23 protein-coding genes and 1 pseudogene are annotated in these 21,649 nt (G+C 49.8%); 13 read left to right on the top strand and 11 right to left on the bottom strand.

The genetic code is table 11. The annotated features are described in order from the left end of the window. The first annotated feature begins 490 nt into the window (after positions 1-490). The 4 genes from E4L36_RS01550 to E4L36_RS01565 all read left to right on the top strand — a co-directional run bounded on the left by E4L36_RS01550 (position 491) and on the right by E4L36_RS01565 (position 3,011). Complete coding sequence (locus E4L36_RS01550) at positions 491-1,096, top strand: hypothetical protein (RefSeq protein ID WP_136678698.1); 606 nt, start codon at positions 491-493, stop codon at positions 1,094-1,096. A 90-nt stretch (positions 1,097-1,186) separates the two neighbouring features. Further along, entirely contained in the window at positions 1,187-1,780 is a 594-nt protein-coding gene (locus tag E4L36_RS01555) for a histidine phosphatase family protein (protein WP_136678699.1), read from the top strand. 183 nt (positions 1,781-1,963) lie between these two features. Continuing rightward, entirely contained in the window at positions 1,964-2,587 is a 624-nt protein-coding gene (locus tag E4L36_RS01560; protein ID WP_136678700.1) for an SMI1/KNR4 family protein, read from the top strand. 73 nt (positions 2,588-2,660) lie between these two features. Then, the gene (locus E4L36_RS01565) at positions 2,661-3,011 is read left to right on the top strand and encodes a RidA family protein (RefSeq protein WP_136678701.1); all 351 of its coding nucleotides are present in this window, start codon (positions 2,661-2,663) and stop codon (positions 3,009-3,011) included. A gap of 87 nt (positions 3,012-3,098) precedes the next feature. On the opposite strand, the gene phnX is transcribed toward E4L36_RS01565, so the two are convergent. The 6 genes from phnX to E4L36_RS01595 all read right to left on the bottom strand — a co-directional run bounded on the left by phnX (position 3,099) and on the right by E4L36_RS01595 (position 9,948). Beyond that, entirely contained in the window at positions 3,099-3,929 is an 831-nt protein-coding gene (phnX, locus tag E4L36_RS01570) for a phosphonoacetaldehyde hydrolase (protein ID WP_136678702.1), read from the bottom strand. Between the two features lie 18 nt (positions 3,930-3,947). Continuing rightward, on the bottom strand, positions 3,948-5,066 hold the full coding sequence (locus E4L36_RS01575; protein WP_136678703.1) for a 2-aminoethylphosphonate--pyruvate transaminase: 1,119 nt from the start codon (positions 5,064-5,066) through the stop codon (positions 3,948-3,950). 143 nt (positions 5,067-5,209) lie between these two features. Next, a complete protein-coding gene (locus E4L36_RS01580) occupies positions 5,210-6,916 on the bottom strand; it encodes a putative 2-aminoethylphosphonate ABC transporter permease subunit (RefSeq protein WP_136678704.1) in 1,707 nt (568 codons plus the stop codon). After that, positions 6,913-7,992 (bottom strand): putative 2-aminoethylphosphonate ABC transporter ATP-binding protein, encoded by a 1,080-nt coding sequence (locus E4L36_RS01585; protein WP_136678705.1) that lies wholly within the window; start codon positions 7,990-7,992, stop codon positions 6,913-6,915. Before E4L36_RS01585 ends, E4L36_RS01580 begins: the two co-directional genes overlap by 4 nt. 79 nt (positions 7,993-8,071) lie before the next feature. Then, entirely contained in the window at positions 8,072-9,097 is a 1,026-nt protein-coding gene (locus E4L36_RS01590) for a putative 2-aminoethylphosphonate ABC transporter substrate-binding protein (protein ID WP_136678706.1), read from the bottom strand. Between the two features lie 131 nt (positions 9,098-9,228). Further along, on the bottom strand, positions 9,229-9,948 hold the full coding sequence (locus E4L36_RS01595) for a UTRA domain-containing protein (protein ID WP_136678707.1): 720 nt from the start codon (positions 9,946-9,948) through the stop codon (positions 9,229-9,231). 171 nt (positions 9,949-10,119) lie between these two features. Here E4L36_RS01595 and E4L36_RS01600 point away from each other — a divergent pair, with 171 nt between their 5' ends. Beyond that, positions 10,120-11,034, top strand: coding sequence for a patatin-like phospholipase family protein (locus E4L36_RS01600; protein ID WP_136678708.1), 915 nt, complete (start codon positions 10,120-10,122; stop codon positions 11,032-11,034). Here the strand turns inward: E4L36_RS01600 and E4L36_RS01605 are convergent. After that, positions 11,003-12,445: a PLP-dependent aminotransferase family protein gene (locus tag E4L36_RS01605; RefSeq protein WP_169051440.1), complete on the bottom strand. Its 1,443-nt coding sequence runs from the start codon at positions 12,443-12,445 to the stop codon at positions 11,003-11,005. The genes E4L36_RS01600 and E4L36_RS01605 overlap by 32 nt on opposite strands. A 113-nt stretch (positions 12,446-12,558) precedes the next feature. On the opposite strand from E4L36_RS01605, the gene E4L36_RS01610 reads away from it, so the two are divergent. The 4 genes and pseudogenes from E4L36_RS01610 to rimK all read left to right on the top strand — a co-directional run bounded on the left by E4L36_RS01610 (position 12,559) and on the right by rimK (position 15,294). Continuing rightward, positions 12,559-13,152, top strand: coding sequence for a pyridoxamine 5'-phosphate oxidase family protein (locus E4L36_RS01610; RefSeq protein ID WP_136678710.1), 594 nt, complete (start codon positions 12,559-12,561; stop codon positions 13,150-13,152). 102 nt (positions 13,153-13,254) lie between these two features. After that, positions 13,255-13,725 (top strand): Lrp/AsnC family transcriptional regulator, encoded by a 471-nt coding sequence (locus E4L36_RS01615; RefSeq protein WP_240770654.1) that lies wholly within the window; start codon positions 13,255-13,257, stop codon positions 13,723-13,725. Between the two features lie 252 nt (positions 13,726-13,977). Beyond that, positions 13,978-14,313: pseudogene (locus E4L36_RS17870) on the top strand (RimK/LysX family protein); the annotation flags it as partial. A gap of 81 nt (positions 14,314-14,394) precedes the next feature. Further along, the gene (gene rimK / locus E4L36_RS17875) at positions 14,395-15,294 is read left to right on the top strand and encodes a 30S ribosomal protein S6--L-glutamate ligase (RefSeq protein WP_206064497.1); all 900 of its coding nucleotides are present in this window, start codon (positions 14,395-14,397) and stop codon (positions 15,292-15,294) included. Positions 15,295-15,350: 56 nt separating this feature from the next. Here rimK and E4L36_RS01625 read toward each other — a convergent pair whose 3' ends face one another. From E4L36_RS01625 to E4L36_RS01635, 3 genes are all read right to left on the bottom strand, one after another. Further along, on the bottom strand, positions 15,351-16,238 hold the full coding sequence (locus E4L36_RS01625) for a DMT family transporter (RefSeq protein ID WP_136678711.1): 888 nt from the start codon (positions 16,236-16,238) through the stop codon (positions 15,351-15,353). A 145-nt stretch (positions 16,239-16,383) separates the two neighbouring features. Further along, entirely contained in the window at positions 16,384-16,629 is a 246-nt protein-coding gene (locus E4L36_RS01630) for a hypothetical protein (RefSeq protein WP_136678712.1), read from the bottom strand. After that, positions 16,626-17,369, bottom strand: coding sequence for a LysR family transcriptional regulator (locus E4L36_RS01635; protein WP_136678713.1), 744 nt, complete (start codon positions 17,367-17,369; stop codon positions 16,626-16,628). The genes E4L36_RS01630 and E4L36_RS01635 overlap by 4 nt, the downstream gene beginning before the upstream one ends. A gap of 104 nt (positions 17,370-17,473) precedes the next feature. Here E4L36_RS01635 and E4L36_RS18050 point away from each other — a divergent pair, with 104 nt between their 5' ends. Then, entirely contained in the window at positions 17,474-17,602 is a 129-nt protein-coding gene (locus E4L36_RS18050) for a hypothetical protein (protein ID WP_136678714.1), read from the top strand. After that, on the top strand, positions 17,577-18,137 hold the full coding sequence (locus tag E4L36_RS01645) for an SDR family oxidoreductase (RefSeq protein WP_136678715.1): 561 nt from the start codon (positions 17,577-17,579) through the stop codon (positions 18,135-18,137). Before E4L36_RS18050 ends, E4L36_RS01645 begins: the two co-directional genes overlap by 26 nt. Positions 18,138-18,234: 97 nt before the next feature. Here the strand turns inward: E4L36_RS01645 and E4L36_RS01650 are convergent, their stop codons facing one another. Further along, positions 18,235-20,343, bottom strand: coding sequence for a methyl-accepting chemotaxis protein (locus E4L36_RS01650; RefSeq protein WP_136678716.1), 2,109 nt, complete (start codon positions 20,341-20,343; stop codon positions 18,235-18,237). A gap of 225 nt (positions 20,344-20,568) precedes the next feature. Between E4L36_RS01650 and E4L36_RS01655 the strand changes: the two genes are divergently transcribed. Continuing rightward, entirely contained in the window at positions 20,569-20,994 is a 426-nt protein-coding gene (locus E4L36_RS01655; RefSeq protein WP_136678717.1) for a DUF2185 domain-containing protein, read from the top strand. A 120-nt stretch (positions 20,995-21,114) separates the two neighbouring features. Further along, positions 21,115-21,534, top strand: coding sequence for an Hsp20 family protein (locus tag E4L36_RS01660; RefSeq protein ID WP_136678718.1), 420 nt, complete (start codon positions 21,115-21,117; stop codon positions 21,532-21,534). Positions 21,535-21,649 lie beyond the last annotated feature (115 nt).

Raw genomic sequence — 21,649 nt, forward strand, 5'->3', positions numbered from 1 at the left:
TCAATAAGACTATCAATATTTGCCACGAATGCTATGAAATTATATTAAGAGGCGAGGTTTTATGAAAACAAGTCTAGTAATTTACACTCCAAAGGATTGGGGTTTTGGAGGACATCTAGTATGTGATGCTCATGATAGTGAAGGCAATATTTTTCAATTAAGAATTAATAAAAAGTAACTTTTGCGCTTATATCTAATTTATCTTCAAACATTACAGAACTTCGCTTTTCGCCCAAAAACTTTCTACCTTCGTGAAGAATATATCACAGCACCAATCTAAAGCCTAATATTAATTATGTCGGGCATTAGCCCCAAAAAACAATCGTAAAACTCAAGTCAATCACAGGAAGCAGCCAAGACAGCCGTTAAATCCCCACTAATTACAGATTTTATATCACAGTTTAGGCTAACCAATTAAAATTACTTTATGATAGAATTTTAATTTAAAATTCTAGGGATTCACTTAAATAAAATAGGGATATTTAATCAAATGAAATTAACTTTCTTCGCAATTTTTACCTTTATCTCAGTAAACGCTAGTGCTAGTCTCGTTTTGCAAGATTGGGCTAGTACTGGTGATGAGTTGCTTATTCATGATACAAGCACCGGCTTCGAGTGGCTTGATCTATCAGTGACCTCTAACTTGTCTTACGATGAAATTCTGAATGATGATCAGTTTAAAGGCTTCCGCCACGCTACAAGAAGCGAAATTGAAACCTTGTTTGGAGCGCCGCTCACGGAAGGGGGCTTCGCAGCAATTCTGTCGAGTGATGCTCTGAGCCGGTTTGACTTTATCTTTGATAACATGATCACCGCCGCTTGGGCACCGACAAGCGCAACACACCCCACCCTACCAGGAATTATGGGTAGCCCGATTCCCGGCCAACCCAGAGACGTTTATCGGTACGCCTATACCTACAACAAGAATGCTAGTAGCTACAACACCCTTATCTCAGAGCTTTCAGCGTCCACAGCTACGAGAAGCACGGGTAATTACTTGTTACGAAGTAAATCTGTAAACATTCCCGAGCCACCAGTTTTATGGTTACTTCTTACGCCTTTAATTCTAGGTTGGGTAAAGAGGCACGTTGTTTAATAATTATCTTAGGTGGTGATTCTTAGTTAGAGGGGCTGTATAGCTCCTCTGGCCGCATTATATACTTGTAACAGCACTTGGAAATATGAATTGAAAACAATCTACTTAGTGTCTCACACCGAATCGGAGCATCATTTGCAAGGTTTAGTTGGTGGTTGGCATGATTCAAAGCTCACTGAAAAAGGCCTTGCAGATGCACAGGAATTAGCGCAAACGCTGAGTAATAATGAACCTTGTATTGACGCTATTTATTCATCAGATTTGCAACGAGCCAAACAAACAGCTGACTGCATAGCTAACGTTACGCTTGTTCCAGTAACAGCAACAAAAGCGCTTCGAGAGATGAGCTTTGGGCAAGCAGAAGGTAGAAAACAGTCTTGGTTAGATGAACGCATTCAGCCTGAGGACGGTCAAAATAGGTTGGACCACCGCATTGTTGCTGAGGCTGAAACTAAAAGGGAGTTTGCCGGCCGAATTTATCAGTATCTAGATAGCCTCGATCTTCCAGACTGCATTGTCATATCAACACATGCTTTTGCGGCAACTTATGTGATTTCATGGTGGATTGGTATGCCGCTAGAATCGGTTGGTTATGTCAATTTTGGCATAAGATCTGGTAAGGTCACAAAGCTGGTCGAGGACGATTTCTTTAAAAATCGAGCTATTGCTTATATCAACCGGTAGAGTGGAATGGGCCCTCTTCTTTGAGTGCTATAACACTGCCTTTCTTCTATAGAGCCAATTGGATGATATAAATGAAACCCACGCTGCTTTATCCAGCGCATCAACATCTGGCTCGCGCCGCTTAGGGGCATTGCAGCAATCGGTTTTAGCGAGCAGCAAAAAACTCATGCAGAGATAATAGAGATGGACCTTAATACACTGACCGAGCTTAAAAACACTCACGAGGCCGCAGTAGAGCAGCTACTGCTAGCGCACAAAGATAACGAGGCGTTCTTCGCAGAGTATTCGTATATGCGCGATGAATATTGCTTTGATATCGGCGGCAAAGCCGAGCCGGCAGAGCTAAAAGCAGCTCAAGAACGGCTGTCGATGGCGCTTCCGCCAAGCTATGTTGAGTTTGTAACCACAGTGGGGCTGACTAGGTTTCGCAGCAATGCTTACAAGATGCTGCCACCGGATCAGATAGCCACGCTTTCAGATGTGTTAGAAACCCAGTGGAAGGTAAACTGGAGCCGCGAGCATCCGCAGCTTAAGGCTAACACCGATAAGATCGTGGTGTTCGCGTTAGGCAATGCCGACCAACAAGATTTCTATTACGTGTGCTTCGACTATCGCGATAATACCCAATCGGCTGAAAGGCCCCTTTTCTATTTTTGCCAAGACGAGATTTGGGACGCGAGCCACTTTGCACAGCAGCCCAGTGAGGTTGGTAAAAGCACGATAGATACCTTTATCATGCAAGGGTTTGAGCATGCCTTAGAAGAGGCCGACGAGCTGATAACCTGCTTTTTAGAAGAGTACGAATGATGAGCCCATTCGCGGCTAAACGGTTTTATCGCAGCGCTCTTTTTGGCTTCACCCACCCGTAGTAGGATTTTTTATGATTGAGCGTAAGCGCGGCATTTACCAAGGTAGAAATAAGTCGTCCGCATACAAGGATCTGGTTTGGACGGTGGCTACCGCATCCGATACCTCGTTAGATCTTGCCGGCCAAACGCAGCTTGCGCTGGATACCATCCAAGCCAATCTGGTTGAGCTAGGCAGTGATAAAACCCGTATCGTATCAGCACAGGTTTATATCGCAGATATGAAGCAGAAACCGGCCATGGATAAGGTCTGGTGTGCGTGGTTTGGCGACGATCCAGCCCATTGGCCACAACGCGCCTGCCTTGGCGTCGCCCTAGAGGGCGATGTATTAGTGGAGATTGCCGTTACGGCGGTGCGCTGCTAAACCATGCTTTAACGAGAAGCGATAGGTAACACAGAAGTAACACTGAGCTTGGCCCACGCTTTAAGCCAAGCTCAGTGCCGCTGAAGCTTAAGGCTGTTCACCTACCGCTAGGCGCGCTTCGATGTCTTCAACAACCTCTGGTAGGTCCGCTACCGTGTTGATGACATAGTGTGCTCCGCTGGCATGGAATTTCTGCTGCGCAGCAGCACGCTTAGCGTCTTTTTGCGCTTCTGGCAGTGCTTCCCAGCTCGCCAGATCCATACCCACTTCGTTGCCGCTATCGATAACGCCAACCGTCCAGCAGCCTGCGTTTAGGCCCTCTTCGATACCCGTGAGCGTATCGTCAACCTTGATCACAGACTGTACCGCGCCCACTTCCAACTCCATGATGTTCTTCAACGTCATGTGTGGGAATGGGCGAGCTTTTTGAACGTCTGTTGCACACACCACCGAGCTTGGCTTGTAACCTTGCTCTGCAGCAATACTGCGCAGATCAACAATCATCTCTTGGCTGTAGCCCGTGTTAGCACCGACCTTGATACCTTTACCTGTTAGGTAGTCGAACGTCTCTTTCACGCCCGGGATTAACTGCGCGCACTCAGCAATACAGGCAACCTGTACGTTAACAAACGCATCGTAAAGCTCATCTACTTTGGCATCATCCGCTTCGCTACCGTGGTGTGCAATCCATGCCTCACGTACACGCCGCATATCCAACAGTGCTTGGATATGTTCGCGCTTTTCAGCGCCCATTGGCGCACGGGCTTCTTCTGCGGTAATCGGTACACCAAACTGCTCAAACAGCTGGCAGAAACCTTTGATTGGCGCCAATGAGCCAAAATCGACGGTTGTACCCGCCCAGTCAAAAACAACGGCTTGAACGGGGCCTGCATATACACGTTTGTAGAGGTAAGTCATTGTCGGGTCCTACTTTTCTTAAGCTACTGCTTTTAGGGTGATATTCATCTGCGCTAGCGTTTGTGCTACCGCTTCCAGTAACGCATTGATCTGCGGCTCATAGAGTTGGCCGATACATCCAACCCGGAAGCTTTCTGCTTCAGTTAGCTTGCCCGGGTAGATAATGAAACCTTTCTCTTTGAGAAGGTTGTAAAACGTCTTGAACTCAAACGCTGGGTCCGTTGGGCTCATAAAAGTGGTGATAATGGGTGATCGCCATTGATCTTCGAGCAAGGTGGCAAAACCCATTGCACGCATACCGTTTACCATTTGGTCACGGTTGCGGGTGTAACGCGCCAAGCGCCCTTCGCAACCACCCTCTTGTGCGTGCTCGTTCAGCGCTTGCTGAAATGCAACGATCACATGCGTTGGCGGCGTAAAGCGCCACTGGCCGGTCGCTTCCATATACTTCCACTGTTCGTAAAGATCGAGACACAGGGAGTGGGCACGGCCTTTACACTGTTCAAGAGAGTCACTGCGTACGATCGCGTAGCCAAAACCCGGTACGCCTTCGATACACTTGTTCGCTGCCGAAATGACCGCTTCAAACGGTAGGGTTTTCGCATCAACCGGCAGTGCACCAAAGGCACTCATAGCGTCGATCAGCAAGCGTTTGCCCGCCTCTGCCACCACCACTGCAATCTCGTCGATGGGATTTAAGATGCCAGAGCTTGTTTCGCAATAGACCACCGCAACGTGGGTGATGGCGGGATCTTCAGCAAGGGCCAAGCGGACTTCTTCGCCACGTGGTGGCTCGTAATCGCCTTTGTCGATAACCGCGTAGTCGCGCCCCATATACTCAAGACTCTGCGCGATACGCTTACCGTAAGCACCGTTGATCAGTACTAGCACTTTGCCATCTTTTGGCACCAGCGTGCCCAGCGTCGCTTCAACCGAGAAAGAACCGCTGCCCTGCATCGGTACGCAAACATGCGTGTCGCTGGCGTTGGCCATCGCTAACAGACGCTCACATACATCACGCGTGATCGCATTAAAGTCCTGATCCCACGAGCCCCAGTCCGCCAACATCGCTTCTTTGGTGGCATCGGACGTTGTTAACGGTCCTGGTGTTAACAAATAAGGTTGTGATTGCTTCATAACTCTCTCTGCTTTTGTCATTTTTGTGCGGTAACGCTCTGCTACGCACATTGTTTAATTAGCATCTCAAAATCTGGTATATACCAGACGAATTGCGTATTAAAAATCCGCTCAGCCTCAGACTGACCGGATCCTCTTTTAAATTACGCTTTACGCCACGCTTGCGTGTTGTTGATCAATTGACGTGATAGTAACCAGTGTAATAATTTCACGCCCATGCACGTTAGCATCAGCAATACGCCCATCGCTGCGGCGGGGGCAATATCACCGGCGTCGTCCATATTTAGGATCGAAACCGATGCCAGCGTTGTGTTAGCTGAGTACAGAAACACGACCGCTGATACTGTGTTTACCGCATTAACAAATAGATAGATCCCAACCTCTAACAGCGCCGGTAAACAAAGTGGTAGTGTTACCCGCAAGAATGTTTGGTAGAACGGCACTTTCAACGATGCCGATACCGCCTCAAACTCTTTATCGATCTGCTTTAGTGCAGTAATCGACGTTAAATGACAGACCGTATAGTAGTGTGCGATCGTGCAGATCACCAAGATCCCCATCGTGCCATATAGACTATTGAGTGGGTTATTGGGCGCATTAAAGAAGAAGATGTAAGCCAAACCCAGCACAAGCCCAGGTACCGCCAGCGGTATCATCGCAAATAGATGCACCAAGCCACGCAGTGCACGCATCCCTTGCACTTTCTCAACCAGATACGCGTTGGTAAAGATCAAGAACGAACCAAACAGTGCGGTGTAAAACGCCATCTCTATTGAGTTGAAGTAGGCATCCCAGCCACCGCCGTCCATCAAGTCGAACTGGTAGTTATTCAACGATAACGACAGGTTATAGGGCCAAAATGTTACGAATGATGCATAAACCGCTGTGCCAAGGACGCCGATAACAATCGCGATAATCGGCAAGCAAAGCGCTAGCATCGACACATCTTTACGCCGATTCGGCTCAGCACGATAAGGCTGCGCACGTGATGTAACAAGCGCGACCTGCTTTTTTTGCACCCAACGATCCGCGGCAAATGCCAGCATCGCAGGTAGCAACAAGATGACTGATACCACCGCACCCATCTGGAAGTTCTGCTGGCCAATAACCTGTTTATAGATATCAGTTGCCAACACATCGTACTGGCCGCCAATCACTTTGGGAGCACCAAAATCGGTGATAACCAGGGTAAATACCACGAATGAGGCGCTAATCAGACCATACTTGATTGATGGTAACGTCACAGTAAAAAAGGTTCGCCAGCCCGAGGTGCGCAACGCTTTTGCTGACTCATAGAGGCGTGCATCCGTATTGCTCAACGCGGTGATCAAGATCATCAACGCATGGGGGAAGCACCAAAATGAGAGGCTAATCACGATACCGATCGGGCCATAGATACTTTCACCGAAGAGCCAGCTCTTTAGAAAGCCTTGGTTGCCGAACAGATACACCAGCGAGATCGCCGGAAGTAACGATGGTGCAAAGATCGGCCCCATCATCAGTAAGCGAATCACACCTTTAAATGGCATACAGCTGCGGGTGAGCGCATAAGCGGCAAGCAGCGCGAGCGTGATAACGATGACTGTAGTCAGTGAGGCGATAAACAGTGAATTAAGCACTGAATCAAACAAAGACGGCGAACTGGCGTAGGCGATGAAGTTTTCAAGCCCCACGAAATCACCCGCTTTGTTCTGCACACTCTTCGATAGAATCGCGTAGAGCGGCAGCACCATTGCCACCAGCAAAAAAGCCGCTGCTATCAATAACCCAACCGCTTGCACCCACTGATCCTTATGCAAGCAACGGCGCGATGCTCCCACAGCATTCATCGCGATAAAACGGCTACTCATGATGCTTCTCGGAATACATGCAAACGATGTTTAGGGATGTCTAAGTGCATTTGAGCACCACAGCAAATATTGTGATCGCGTACATCGTTCATCGAGAAATCAGCAACGATCGGCTGATGAATCCCATCCACATCAAGCTCTGCGCGAGCAAACGCACCTAAGTACTCAAAGCCTCTGACTGATGCGCGTAGCGTGTTGGTTGCATCACCATTAAAACGCACACGGATATCTTCAGGGCGGATCGCCACGCTAACTTGAGTGTCCTGCTCCATATCACCGCAGGCATCACAGCTTAGGTAGGTTTCGTCCACTTGCACGCGGTTGGTGTCGGAAACAAAGCTGTTGAGAAAGTTCATAGTGCCCACAAACGAGGCCACAAACGCCGACGCAGGCGCGGCATAGATCTCTTCTGGGGTGCCCACTTGCTCAATGACACCGTTGTTCATAACCACGATCTTATCGGCCATGGTGAGCGCTTCTTCTTGGTCATGCGTCACCATGATGGTGGTGATACCAAGGGTACGCTGTAGCTCTTTAATCTCGCGGCGCAGATGGACACGCACGCGGGCATCCAACGCTGATAGGGGTTCATCCAACAACAGTAAACCCGGCTTCGTCGCGATAGCACGCGCTAAAGCAACACGCTGCTGCTGTCCACCAGACAGCTGAGATGGGTATTTATGGTTAGCACCCGCTAAGCCGATCAGCTCAAGGAGCTCATCCACACGCTGGGTGATCGCATCACGCTGGCGTACTTTTGCATCGCTGCTGTTTTTTAGGCCATACGCGATGTTGTCAGCAACGGTTAGGTTGGGGAACAAGGCGTAAGACTGGAAGACGATGCCAAAGTCACGCTGATCAGGCGGCAGTTGAGAGATATCCCGTCCTGCTTGGTGGATGCTGCCTTCACTTTGCTGATCAAGACCGGCAATGGCGCGTAGTAGTGTGGTTTTACCGCAGCCTGAAGGGCCTAGAAAGCAGACAAACTCACCCTCTTTTATATCAAGAGAGATATCCTGCAGCGCCGTAAATTCACCAAAGTGCTTTTTTAAGTTTTGAATCGATAGATAGTGCATCGTGACCTTCCCGTTACCTGAATCTGTTAGATACTAGAAAGCCCTCATGACGAGGGCTTTACATCAAAAAGCCCAGTATCTATTTCGGGTCAGACTTGCTGTCGTAACGCGTTTGCCACTGCTTCAAGATCTCGGAGCGGCTGCTCGCAGCCCACTCGAAGTTGTTGTCGATCATCAGCTCAGCAGCATTCTCTGGGAAGTACTGTACTGGCTTAGCGATACCCGGCATCGCAACAACTGCGTAACCTTTGTTATATAGGCGGTTAGCTTCTTCAGAGATAGAGAAATCCATCAGCTTCTTAGCCGCATCCAGATTATCTGTACCTTTAACAATTGCGCTGGCTTCCATATCCCAGCCTAGGCCCTCTTTAGGGAAGACAAGATCTAACGGCGCGCCTTTTTTCTTCAGCTTCGCACCACGGAATGCAAAAGAGATACCGATGGGCGCTTCACCAGCCGCCGCCAATTTACAAGGCTTGGAACCGGAGTGCGTGTAACGTGCGATGTTATTGTGCAGACGGTCCATATATTGCCAGCCGTTCTCTTCACCGAACATTTGCAACCATGAGGATACGTCTAAGAAACCCGTACCTGATGAGTTAGGGTTAGGCATTACGATATGGCCTTGGTAAACCGGCTTCGTTAGATCTTCCCAAGACGTAGGCTTAGGCAGGTTGTGCTTTTTCGCTTCAACGGTGTTAAAACAAACCGCAGCCATCCATGCGTCCATACCGACCCAAGACGGTGTTGCATCTTGGTCGTAGAATTTCTTAGACAGTTTTTCGACACCTGCTGGCTTGTATGGCTGAAGCATTTGCTCGCCTTTCAGCACCAGCAAAGAGGTCGCTGCCAAACCCCAAACAGCGTCAGCTTGTGGGTTTTCTTTTTCAGCCAACAGTTTTGCGGTCACGATACCTGTGGAGTCGCGAACCCAGTTGATTTTGATATCAGGGTGCTTCTTGTTAAACGCTGCGGCGTAACGCTTTAGATCTTCCGCTTCCAACGCTGTGTAAACGGTTAACTCAGAACCTGCATGTGCAGACAAAGCAGTTGCCGACATCAAAGTCGCCAGTGCCAGTTTGGTAAACGTCGCTTTGTTAGTCATCTCTCATATCCTCAATGATTAACTGGTATAGACCAGATGAGGAAAAAGATTAGCGCCAGTTTTTTACAAAGATGTGACAGATTTACGAAAGATTGTTTGCAGCGATAAAACGAATCGATCGCTGCCGCGCGTTAAGGTGTGTCAATCACGGATAAACTAAGCTCAACGGTATCGTGCCGCCACGCTTCAAAATCCACCTCAAAGACACGCCCTTGTGCATTACGCACGATGCGTCGGATATTCAAGCAGGTGAAGTTAGCCGGTGCACTTAACGTGGCCGCCTGATGGGAAGATAGCGTCGCGGCGCGAATGTCTAAATCGTTCGCAGCATACTCTTGGCCATACTCCCCTTTCACAACTTTACTCACCGATAGGGTTAAGTCGTGTTGCTCAATCTCGGGAAGGAGGTCGCGGTTTAAGAAGATACGCTCAACATAGACGGCACGGTTGTCGGCTCCACGCACCCGCTCAATGCAGGCCACGTCGCTGCCTTCGGGTATCTCGAATAGCTCACTGAGGTAGCTATCTGCAGGGACAAGTTCGCTCGATAGCATGCGGCTAAAAGGTATAAAGCCCTGCTCCGCCACATAGTCCATAAAGAAGCCCGGACAACTTGGGTCGTACTTAACACGTGGCGAGGTGACAAACCAGCCACGTCGGTTAGAGCGATACACCACGCCCTCAGACTCTAGCTTTTTCAGAGCCTCACGAATAGTCACCCGAGATGTCGAAAAGCGCTCGCTAAGAATACGCTCAGAGCCTAGTTTGTCTTCGGGTTGTAAATGCCCGTTACGGATTTCATCTCGTAAGCAGCGCATGATATGGGTGGCAGAGGCAGTCGCAGAGGTCATGAAGCGGTCAGAGTCGTTGCTGGTAAGTATTTGATTAATAGTAAACGAGGCACCATAAACTAGCCACTTTGTGTGACGTTCATATGACACTCTTTGGTATAAGCTGAGCTTGCGAACAACTTTGGCTATAATTTAAACATCTGTAGCCAGCCCCATTGCTGGAGGCCGCTTGTGTCAGATTCCGTCTTTCGTGGTGATACGCCCGCCAATCGCCCTCATAACCACCTTAGTCTCGTGCCCGTGCTTGCCGGTGGCGGCAGCCGTTTGTCAGCCCATATTGGTATTTTGAACGCACTCGAAGAGCTCGATTACCGTTTCCCAGCGCTGGTGGGGGTATCTGGTGGCTCCGTGGTGGGCGCCCTCTTTTGTGCGGGTTACTCACTAGAGCAGTTGCGCGTTATTGCCGAAGAGACCGACTTTCGCCAATTCTTAGGCCAAGGCTTTTTCCGCTTGTTACGCACGGGCGGGCTATCTTCTGGGGATCTTTTTGAACAGTGGCTCGATGAAAAGCTGGATGGCAAAACCTTTTCCCAGCTATCCGGTGATTTTCATGTGGTGGCAACTGATCTACGCGCCAGTAAGCCAGTGGTCTTTAACCGGGCGAACTCGCCTGATATGAAAGTATCGTTAGCGGTGCGCTTCTCGATGTCGATTCCGCTGCTGTTTAGCTTTAAGGAGTACAAACAGCAGCTCTTGGTGGATGGCAGTATCTTATCTGAGGAAGCACTGCAACGAGACTGGGCAGGTAATGGCACGCCGATATTAGTGTTTCGTCTCAGCTGTGTTCAGCACGCGCCACGAGACGCAAAGCCGCCACTCATTCCGTTGGTGTCGCACCTTAGCCTACTCATACGCACCTTTATGACAACCATGTCTCAGGAGTACATTAGCGAAACCTTTTGGCAGCAAACCATCGTGGTTCACACCGGCAGTATCTCACCTGTTGAGTTCAATATCACACCCGAGCAAAAAAATGCACTGTTCAAAGCAGGCTATGATACCGCCAAGCGCATCGTGCCGTTAAAGGTTGCCCGCCAGCAAACAGCTAGCTCACCTAACCCCTCTTTTGCGCCAAGCACCCGTTAAGCGCATGCTGCAACCGCACCAGATGCTCATCTTCAAGTGCTGCATAACCAAGAATGATACCTTTATCTGCCAACGGCGCGCGCTCGTAGCTTGATAGCGCCCGTGCACCAATTCCCGCACGGTTCAGCGCCGCAGCGATTGCAATATCATCGCCTTCGAAACGAAACACCAGATGCATCCCCCCCGTGGTTTCAAGGGGCTTTAAGTTGGGGAAGTGCTGTGCCATAAAGCTCAACAGTTGGGCCTTTTTCGTTTGATAACGTTTACGCATTCGGCGCAGATGGCGTGCATAATGGCCCTGCTGCATAAATAACCCCATCGCGTGTTGCTGTAGTGTTGGCATGCCGCCTTCGGTGTAGCGCCGATAGGTATTGAACACCTCAACCAACGCTTCGGGTAGCACCAGATAGCCCGTTCGAATGCTTGGAAACAGTGTTCGGCTAAAGGTACCGGTATAGATCACGCGCCCAGAACGATCCATGCTCTGAAGCGCGGCAATGCTGTGGCCTGAAAAGATAAACTCGCTATCGTAGTCATCTTCAATTAGCCAGCGATCAGCCTGATATAGCCAGTCTAGCAATGCAATACGCCGCTCCAGCGATAGCGTGCCACCCATAGGAAAACAACGGCTTGGTGTTATCACCATAACGCGGGCTGTGTAAGCTGCCAGATGATCGGTTAGCACGCCATGGTCATCGCAAGGCATTATCTGCGGCGATGCGCCGATGCCGGTTAGGGCACCATCGATGCCCGGATAGCCCCGATCTTCGAGTAAAACGCGCTCCCGCGGATTCACCAAAACCTGCAACGCCATTGCGATACCATGCAACGAACCTGAGGTCAGCATGACCTGCTCCGCGCTGCAGCGAATGCCCCGAGTCAATGATAGGTAGTCTGCAAGCTCCTGACGCAACAACTGATCACCCATTAAATCGGCACGATCATAGTCGTGTTGACGTGCTGCCTGTTGCGTACAGCGCTGCCACGCTTTGTGGGGAAAAAGCGCTGTGGGTGGGTTGGCTGGCAACATAATAGTGCCGCTACGGTGATCACTTTGTGCGGCCGCAAAAGCATCAATACGCCCCATCGCATCGGAAAGGCTATTAGTTTTCACCACTGTCGTGCTGGTTTCGCCCCGGCGCAACACCGGAATTAACCCTTCAAGGTGAGCCACGAACGTACCCGCTCCGTGGCGTGTTTCTAAAAAGCCCTCCGCCACCAGCATCTCAAATGCGGTAATCACTGCGTTACGTCCAATACCCAACTGCTGGCTCAGATCCCGAGTCGCGGGTAGTTTATCGCCTGCTGAGATGCGGCCATCTAATATGGCCTCGCGCAGCAACTCGTAGAGCTGCTCATATTTTGGGGTACGTGAATCAAAGGTTTTCGACAGCAAGGGTTGGAAGAGCACAGCGTTGATCTCACAAAGTGGTTCTTATTTTTATCTTAGAATTGGATCTTCTTAGATACCACTGACCACTATACGCTGTTCCAACCGATAACGACAAAGCTGAGAGTGGAACTATGCAGCCCCAGACACAGGTGAAGCGCGGTTTAAAACGCGCTGTTTATGATCGAGAGCAGATCAATCAAATCCTTGATGATACATACCTTTGCCACATCGGCGGTGTGGTGGATGGCTACCCTGCGGTGCAGCCCAACCTGCATTGGCGTATCGGCGATACGCTCTATATCCATGGCTCCAGCAAAAACGGCCTGATTAACGCCATTCTAACGGAGGGTAAAACTTGCATCACGGTGTCTGCACTTGATGGCATTGTGTTTGCGAAATCAGCCTTTCACCACTCGGTTAACTACCGCTCGGTCATGCTGTTTGGCACGCCTATATTGGTTGAAGACGAGCAAGAGAAACGCGAAGCGTTAGATGCCCTACTAGAGAAGTTTAAAAAAGGCCGCTCAAAAGAGACGCGCCCACCCAATGCCACCGAGATGAAAGCCACCAGCGTCATCGCCATCTCACTGGAGCACGTCTCTGCAAAAGTGCGCGCAACAGGCCCTGAAGACGATCCGGCAGATCTCGATTTGCCATTCACATCCGGTGTTTTGCCCATTCATCAGGTTTATGGCGAGTTTGAACCCTTTGACCCCAACGCCTGAGCAGAGCGTTGTTCGCGAAGCAGCTCTGGCATGGAGCGCTTCGCCTTTTTTTGACACCTAATCGCTTGTCGGAGGTGCTACGAATTGCGATAGTAGCGCGCAGTGATAACGACATTTCCAAAGGCAGCCATGGTCGATAGTATCAATCGCAAAATTATTTCCGAATTACAGAAAAATGCGCGTATTAGCTACGCAGAGCTTGGCAAGAAAGTTCACCTTTCCGCGCCCGCCGTTGCCGAGCGTATCCGCAAACTGGAACAGGCTGGTGTGATTACCGGCTACGCACTCAAAGTGGATCTCGATAAGCTTGGTTATCCTATTGTTGCGCTCGTTCAGTGCAAGGTTTACCAAACTAAAGAGCGCGCCTTCAAAGCACTACTGCTTAACTGTGATGAAGTTATCGAATGCTTAAACGTCACCGGCGAGCAAGCATTTCTTGTGAAACTCGCGGTTGAATCCATGGCGCAACTGGATGCGATTCTCGAGTCTTTTATCGACATGAGCGATACCAACACCATGATGATCTTATCAACGCCGGTAGAGCGCGTGGTGCCAGCGACCTTCTCCTCTTAGCGCCATATACACCGGATAATCTACAGCGTAATTTAGGTACCATTACATACAATGGGCCTTGGATTATTGCGCAACCTCAAGTCTCGTTGCGCTGCTATCAGCTACGTTAAAATAAAGATTGTTTCTTTTTAAAAACAAGGTTCAAATGGCGCCATTCATCACCGACTAACGAGGATTGCGCGCGTGACTAATGAAAAGAACCTATGTGGCGCCGAAGAATGATGCAAGTTCCCGCAACTTGCCATTCCAGCAATTAAAGCCAAAGTCGACTCTGGTGCCAAAACATCGGCCATCCATGCATTGAATATTCAGCCGTTCCAGCGCGATGGCGTTAGCTGGGTACGTTTTGACGTCTGCCCTTTACAAGACAACAGAAATACGTTGGTTAACTGCGAAGCCCCTATTTTTGATCGTCGCAGCGTGAAAAGCTCCAGCGGTAGTTCTGAAAAGCGCTATGTGATTAAAACCAGTATCGCCATTGGTGACCAAAGTTGCGATGTAGAGCTGACGCTCACCAACCGAGACACCATGGGCTACCGTATGTTGCTTGGGCGCGAAGCGATGTCTGGGAAGCTGATTGTCGATCCAGATGAATCTTTTGCCCTAGGTAACTATTCGCAAGCGCAACTAGATGAAGTATACGTATCCAAGAAAGCGCCCAAGAAAGATATGAAGATTGGTGTCCTTGCTAGCAACCCAAATCTTTATAGTAACCGCCGTATTATTGAGGCGGGTGAGGAGCGCGGCCACGAGATGGTCTTCCCGAATATCAAACACTGCTATATGAAAATGGATGCGGGCAACCCGGAAGTTCACTATCGCGGCGGAAAAGTACTCAACGATCTAAACGCGGTTATTCCGCGCATTCGCCCCAGTATGACGTTTTACGGTTGTGCGCTGACGCGCCAGTTTGAGTCGATGGGGGTATTTTGCTTAAACACCGCTGAGGCGATTACCCAATCGCGCGACAAGCTGCACTCGTTACAGCTGTTGTTTGAGAGCAAGATCGACATCCCGATCACGGGCTTTGCAAACTCACCCCTAGAAACCGATGACCTTATCGATATGGTAGGTGGCGCACCGTTGATCATTAAACTGCTTGAGGGAACTCAGGGGCGCGGCGTTGTGCTAGCCGAGACGAAAAAAGCCGCCGAGAGTGTGATCAACGCGTTCAAGAGCCTGAAAGCTGACATTCTTGTGCAGGAGTTCATCAAGGAAGCCAACGGCAAAGATATCCGCTGCTTCGTTGTGGATGGCAAGGTTGTCGCATCGATCCAACGTGAAGCAGAGCCCGGTGAGTTTAGAGCGAACATCCACCAAGGCGGCACCGCTAGTTTGATCTCTCCCACTGCGGATGAGAAAAAGATCGCTATTAAAGCCGCTAAATCGATGGGATTACAGGTGGCGGGGGTCGATATTATACGCTCGGCAAAAGGCCCGCTGTTGTTAGAGGTTAACTCCTCACCAGGCCTTGAAGGAATCGAAGGCGCGACGGGGAAAGATGTTGCAGGCTTGATGATTCAAGCGATTGAGAAGAAATTAAAGTGGAAAACTGACGCATCAGAGTAGGCGAATGTAAACCTGCGTCATATCAGGGTAGGCCCAATAAGGCCTACCCTTTTTATTTAGCTAAGGGGCTCAGCGACAACGTCGTTACTGCGTTTAACCGGCCACTGAGTGACCACCATACCGATCATCATTAAGCCACAGCCTAGCGCCTCTTTCGCGCCAAACGGCTCATCGAGTAACAAGCAGCCCCCAAGCACTGCAAATACAGCCTCGGTAGAGAGAATCAAAGCTGTCACACTCGGCTCTACTTTACGTTGCGCAATCGCTTGCAGGGTAAACGCGATACCACTTGAAGCTACACCGGCATAAACCAGCGGCAACCATGCGGAGGTGAAGCCACCCATTTCAGGCGTTTCCAGCGCTACCGCGAAGCCGGTAGCCAGCGCAGTTGCAACGACAAATTGAACGATGGAGAGGCTGATGGCATCTACTTTGCGGGAGATCCAGCCAATAATCAGGACGTGCCCGGTCCAGAAAAAGGCACCAACTAAGACCAGTAGATCACCCTGCCCCATCGAAAAGTTAGGCCCAATCGTCAGGCTGTAAAGTCCAAGCACCGCCAAGATCAAACCTGCCCACGTTTGCATGTTCGTGGAGTGGCCAAGCAACACACCCGCAATGGGCACCAACACAATATACATACCGGTAATAAAACCGGCGTTACCGGCAGTTGTATCAAGTAAACCTACCTGCTGCATGGTAAAGCCACCAAACATGACAATACCCGCGGCGATACCGCCCCAAATAAGCGCTTTGCCCTGCTTTTCACGCTTGTGGCGCATCATAAACCACAACGGCAACAGCGAGAGTGTGGCTAGCAAGAACCGCGCAGCGTTGAAGCTATGCGGACCTAGGTGGTCCATCCCTGCGCTTTGCGCAACAAATGCAAATCCCCAAATGGCCGCAACAGCGATCAGGAGTAGATGTGAGACTGAAAAAAACACGCGTCATCCCTCGGTAAAAAATATGGCGTTATTTTATGAGGCTCACATCAATTAACACAGCATTTTTCTAACGATTAGTAAGTCATATACCTAAATTTCAAAGGTGAATTAGACACAAAACTTACGAATCGAAAGTATAAGCTATTTAACTGCTCATATCCCCGCTGAGGCCTACTTCTCCGATAAGATCGGCGATAAATTTCCCGAGTGGATCGCTATAAAAGCGCTGGCTGCACACCATCTCAGATTGCCATGCAGCCATCGCGAACGGTAGCAGGTAGCATCTGCAGCCCGCCCGCATGGCATGCCCCGAAAGCGATTTAGGCACCGTAGCAATGAGGTCGCTCTTAGCAACGATATCGACAATAGGCGCAAACTGGGCACACGTCATCGCGATATATCGACGTCGCCCATACTTTTCGAGTGCTGTATCAATACGCCGGTTTGATCCGCATTGAGCGTCATTAAGACATGCTTTAAGCGGCAGTAGTTTTCCAGTGTTAGCTCGTCGCTTAATTGCACGTGGCCCGCGCGAGCGATGCATATAAAGTGATCTTCACTCAAGGCTTTACGGCGCATATGTGCCGGTACCTTAGCAAACGTCCCCAACGCAAAATCGAGTGCTCCTCCATCGATTTTTTCGAACACCTCAGTTTCGTCGAGCGGCAAAAAATTTATCTGAATATGAGGCGCCATCACTGCTAGGCGAGCAACTAAAGCAGAGCCAAGCGTCGTGACCGCCAGATCAGAGGCTGCAATCGTAATGCGACCCTGCACGAGAGCCGGGTCGAAGGCAGTGGGTTCTAATAAATTTTCCAGTTCGCTCAAAATCCGTCGCACATGGGGCGCCAATTGCTCAGCGCGCGCAGTGGGTATCATTCCCTTGGGCGTACGTTGAAAAAGCGGATCGTTAAATTGGTCTCTAAGCCGCTTTAACGCGTTGCTCATAGAAGACTGTGCAATCCCCATACGCTCTCCCGCGTGGCTGACATCGCGCGTTTTATAAAGTGCATCAAAAACCTTGAGCAGATTCAGATCCAGTGTATTTACATTCATAAAATCAATACAACGAATAGCAACTATCCATTTCTGGGATAACAAAAACCTTCTTATAGTTTTATCCCACAACACAGTTCAATCAGCTCACCACATTGCATAGCGAGGTACTTATGAGCCATCCCCTAACACTTTCATGAGCCGGTCAACATGTTGTAATCGTCGGTGGCAGCAGCGGAATGGGTAAAGCAACTGCACAGTTCGCCGCACACCTTGGTGCGAAAGTAACGATCGCCAGCCGCAGTGGTGATAAGCTCGAACGCGCTGCCGAGCAGATGACCGGTGAGGTCAGTTGTCGATACCACTGACGAGCCAGCCGTAAAAGCGTGGGCCGCAACACTTGGTAGCGTGGACCATCTTATTATCTCTGCCTCTAGCGCCGCACACGGTAGTTACACCGAACTAACTACCAATAGTGTACGACAGATGTTTGAAGCCAAGTTTACAGGGCCATACGTTACTGCGCGCGAAGTCCTTCCGTATCTCAATAAAAACGGCTCTATCACGTTTTTCTCAGGAGTTTTAAGCCGCCCATCTGCCAATGCCGCGGGGCTTGCTGCAGTGAACTCCGCAGTCGAAGGCCTCACCCGCGCACTGGCGCTAGAGCTATCTGGCAAAGCACGTGTTAATTGCATTAGCCCCGGGATGGTGGCAACTGACGCTTACAGCGGTATGCCAGCACAGGCTCGCGAAGCGATGTACCAGCAAGTGGGTGAGTCACTACCCGTCGGAAAAGTGGGTGATGCTGCTGATATCGCTAAAGCGACGCTTGCGGTAGCAACAAACCCGTTTATCACCGGTGTGGTGTTAGATATTGATGGCGGCCGTTTGATTCGCGCGTAAAACTAAACGTGCTTAGTTAAGTGTAAAAGAGAGGAATAAGGCGAATTATTGTGAGGAAAAAGAAGGCGGCAACCACACCGGCTGCCGCCGTGACCCTTTAGAACTTAAAGCGTTTTAACTGGCTCTCAAGAGATTTAACCAGCGTCAGCAAACGGTGGCTCTCTTCGTTTGTGGAGTTGGCATCTTCAGCAACAGCGTTAACCGCCGCTGAGATACGCTCAACGTTTGCAGTCACGTCTTCGGTTACAGAACGCTGTTGCTCAGAGGCACTAGCGATCTGCGTGCTCATCTGATCGATCTGGTTGATCGCCGTCACCACTGCATCTAGCTGCTGCGCCGCCTCGTCCGCCTGAGAAATACAGCTTTGCGTGTACTCTGTGCTCTTCTCGATCTCTGCCACTGCTTGAGCAGAGCGCTCCTGCAGCTTATCGATCAGTTGCTGAATCTGAGCGGTTGATTGCTGTGTTTTCGTTGCCAGATTACGTACTTCATCAGCAACAACCGAGAAACCACGCCCTTGATCACCCGCACGCGCCGCTTCAATAGCCGCGTTCAGCGCCAGTAAGTTCGTCTGCTCAGAGATATCGCTGATCACTTCAACAATGTGGCTGATACCTTCGCTATCTTTGGCAAGCTGATCCATCACATCGCTCACCTGATCCATACGAGCGCCCATAGAGCGAATAGTCGATGCATTCTGCTGCACGTTACTAGCGCCCTGTTGCACCGCCTCCGTTGCATCATTCGCAGCGGTTGCTGTTGCTGCGGAGCTTTGAGCCACTTCACCTGCTGCAGAAGACATCTCATTGATCGCAACGGCAATCGACTCAATCTCTTGGCGCTGGGATTGTACGCGCGCATTAGTATCTTGGGAGATATCCGATGCACGGTTTGCCGAGCCCTCAACGCTGTTCATCTCACCGGCGATATCCTTCACGATATGGTGGGTCTTCTCAATAAAGCTGTTGATACCCGTTGCTAGGTAACCGATCTCGTCCTTACGATCTGCCATATCAATACGCTGGGTTAGATCACCATCTTGGTTGGCCAGAGTGTTCACCAATTCCGCCGCAGACAAGATAGGACGGGCAATAGAGCGCGCCACAATCGCCATCAAAATTGCGCCAACCACTGCCACTGCAAGCCCTGAGATCAGCATCGACGTTAGGTTGCTCGCAAAACCGGCATCCAGCACCGAGCGTGTTTCTTCAACACCTGCCAACGCAAGTTGTTTCGGCACATTGATAATAACGCCCCACTGGGAGTCCAGCGCAGACACAGAGATTGGGGCAACTACCACCAGATCATCAGGGTGATCAACGACAGCTACTGTATTAGAAGCCAATAACTGCTGAATATTGCTGATGTAGTCATCGTTCAGCGGTTGACCGTTGTTTTCAGGAGAAAAAGAATCTGCGCCAATCAAACCTTTTGCACTGACAACTCGAACGCGGCTTTTGCCATCGTACAAGTTATCTGACGTCTTCTGAGCAAGACCGGTGAGATAGTCAAGTACGATATCTACGCCTGCCATACCAACCACTTCCCCGTTAACAGTCACCGGGGCCGTGATCGAAGTTCCCACAACCGTTTTACCCTGTAGCTCCCAAGTATAAGGCTCTGTTAAACAAGTTTTTTTCGTCTGGATAGGACATAAGTACCATGCATCACTACTGTAAGACCCCGACTCTCCAGAAGCCGGAATGCCGAGTGGACGCAGCGCCATACTGCCATCAGCGGCACGTGACCAATAAGGAGCAAACTGGCCAGATTCATGGGTATGATCCGCTTGGCCGGCGAACAAGCTGTCAGAGCCGTCCACTTTATTTGGCAGCCACGCGATGTAGGTGCCAGCCACACTCTGGTTCTTCGCCAGAATATCGCCCGTTAAGTCTGAGATATCAGCGCGGCTGACGCTTTGCGTTAATCCACGCTCAATAAAGCTCTCCATCACTTGCTTTAGACTCAGCGCAACATCCGTGCTGTTCACCATCTCCTGAGCGATGCTATTTGCCTCTGCCCGCGCGACTGCAGACAGCTCCGCAGTCACATTAGATGTTAGCCGTTCCATGGCCTGCGTTATTACTTCTTCATTAAGCTGGTCATTACCCCACTTAACCATCAGCAACATCACTGCGACGGCAACAATGAGAAAGAATGCCGAAAGTATTGCGATTCTGTTTTGGATCTTATGAAAAAACGTCATAAAACGGTCTCGTCGGTAACATTGTTATTGGAACAACTGGACGCCTTCTTAAATGAGGCTACGCTTTTACTCACAAAGTCTTATGGGATAACAGCGCTAGTTTGAGCCTAGTCAACTCTGTGTTGTTGTCAAAGTAGAACAGTAAAATCAATGAGCTAATGCGTTTTCAATGGCCAGATGAGGGTCTAAAATAGGCGTTTTTCGCAGATCCAATACGGAGTAGCCATGAAATCTCCCGACGTAGATAAGCCCAAGACGCAAGAAAGTGAAACGAACCAGACTAAGAACGGCTTCCTAGCGCTTGTTTCCAAAATGGTATTCGATGAAACCGTACCCGTGCGTTTTATGTTCAAAACCGTTCCTGAACACTTAAACGACACAGGCTGGCGCATGTACTGCGGATATGAAACCGAAGAGTATCTTGAGAATGAACTGGCTAATATGGTTCCGGTACCCGTTAAGAAGATGTGTCAGCTAGACCCTAGCCTAACAGAGCTGGTGACATACAATGCAGGCACCGTGTGGGAGCGCACCCCAGGTAGTGATAAGTGGGAGCGTGTAAATGACTTCCGTATCCCAACCCCCAGTGTTGATGTCGACATCACTAATGACGTTGATCGCTTTAATATCGATCCAGAAAATACGCACTAACCCTTGAAATGTTGCGGCATACCCCAAGATAGAAGTTAACCGGCGCTCAAAGGAGGCCGGTTAACTAGCCCGATCATTACGATGGGCAACCAACATATTGCTATCTATGAGGATATGATTATGCGTAACTTTGACCTTTCTCCCCTGTACCGCTCTGCGATTGGATTTGACCGTTTGGCCAACATGATCGATAGCGCCAGCCGTAACGAACAACAACCCTCTTACCCACCTTACAACATCGAACTCCTGGGTGAGAACGAATACCGCATCACGATGGCTGTTGCCGGTTTCTCCCGCGAGGAGCTAACCATCCATTCGGAGCAAAACAGCCTCACAATCAAAGGGGCCAAACAGCCCGAGGGCGATGAGAAAACATATCTCTATCAAGGGATCGCAGCACGTGGTTTTGAGCGTCGTTTCCAATTGGCCGACCATGTGAATGTCGTCAAGGCAAACCTTGAAAATGGCCTACTGCACGTTGATTTAGTGCGAGAAATCCCTGAAGCGATGAAAGCGCGTTTAATCGAAATCGATCATTAAACACACTCACATCCGAGTCAGAAGGCCAGCCTACCCGCTGGCCTTTTTTGTTACCGCACACTCCAGCCGCTGTCACATTTCCTACAAGAAACGCTCCTATACTCCGGCCATCACT

It is taken from the genome of Neptunomonas sp. XY-337, from assembly GCF_004959845.1.
Classification (GTDB): Bacteria; Pseudomonadota; Gammaproteobacteria; order Pseudomonadales; family Balneatricaceae; genus Neptunomonas; species Neptunomonas marina.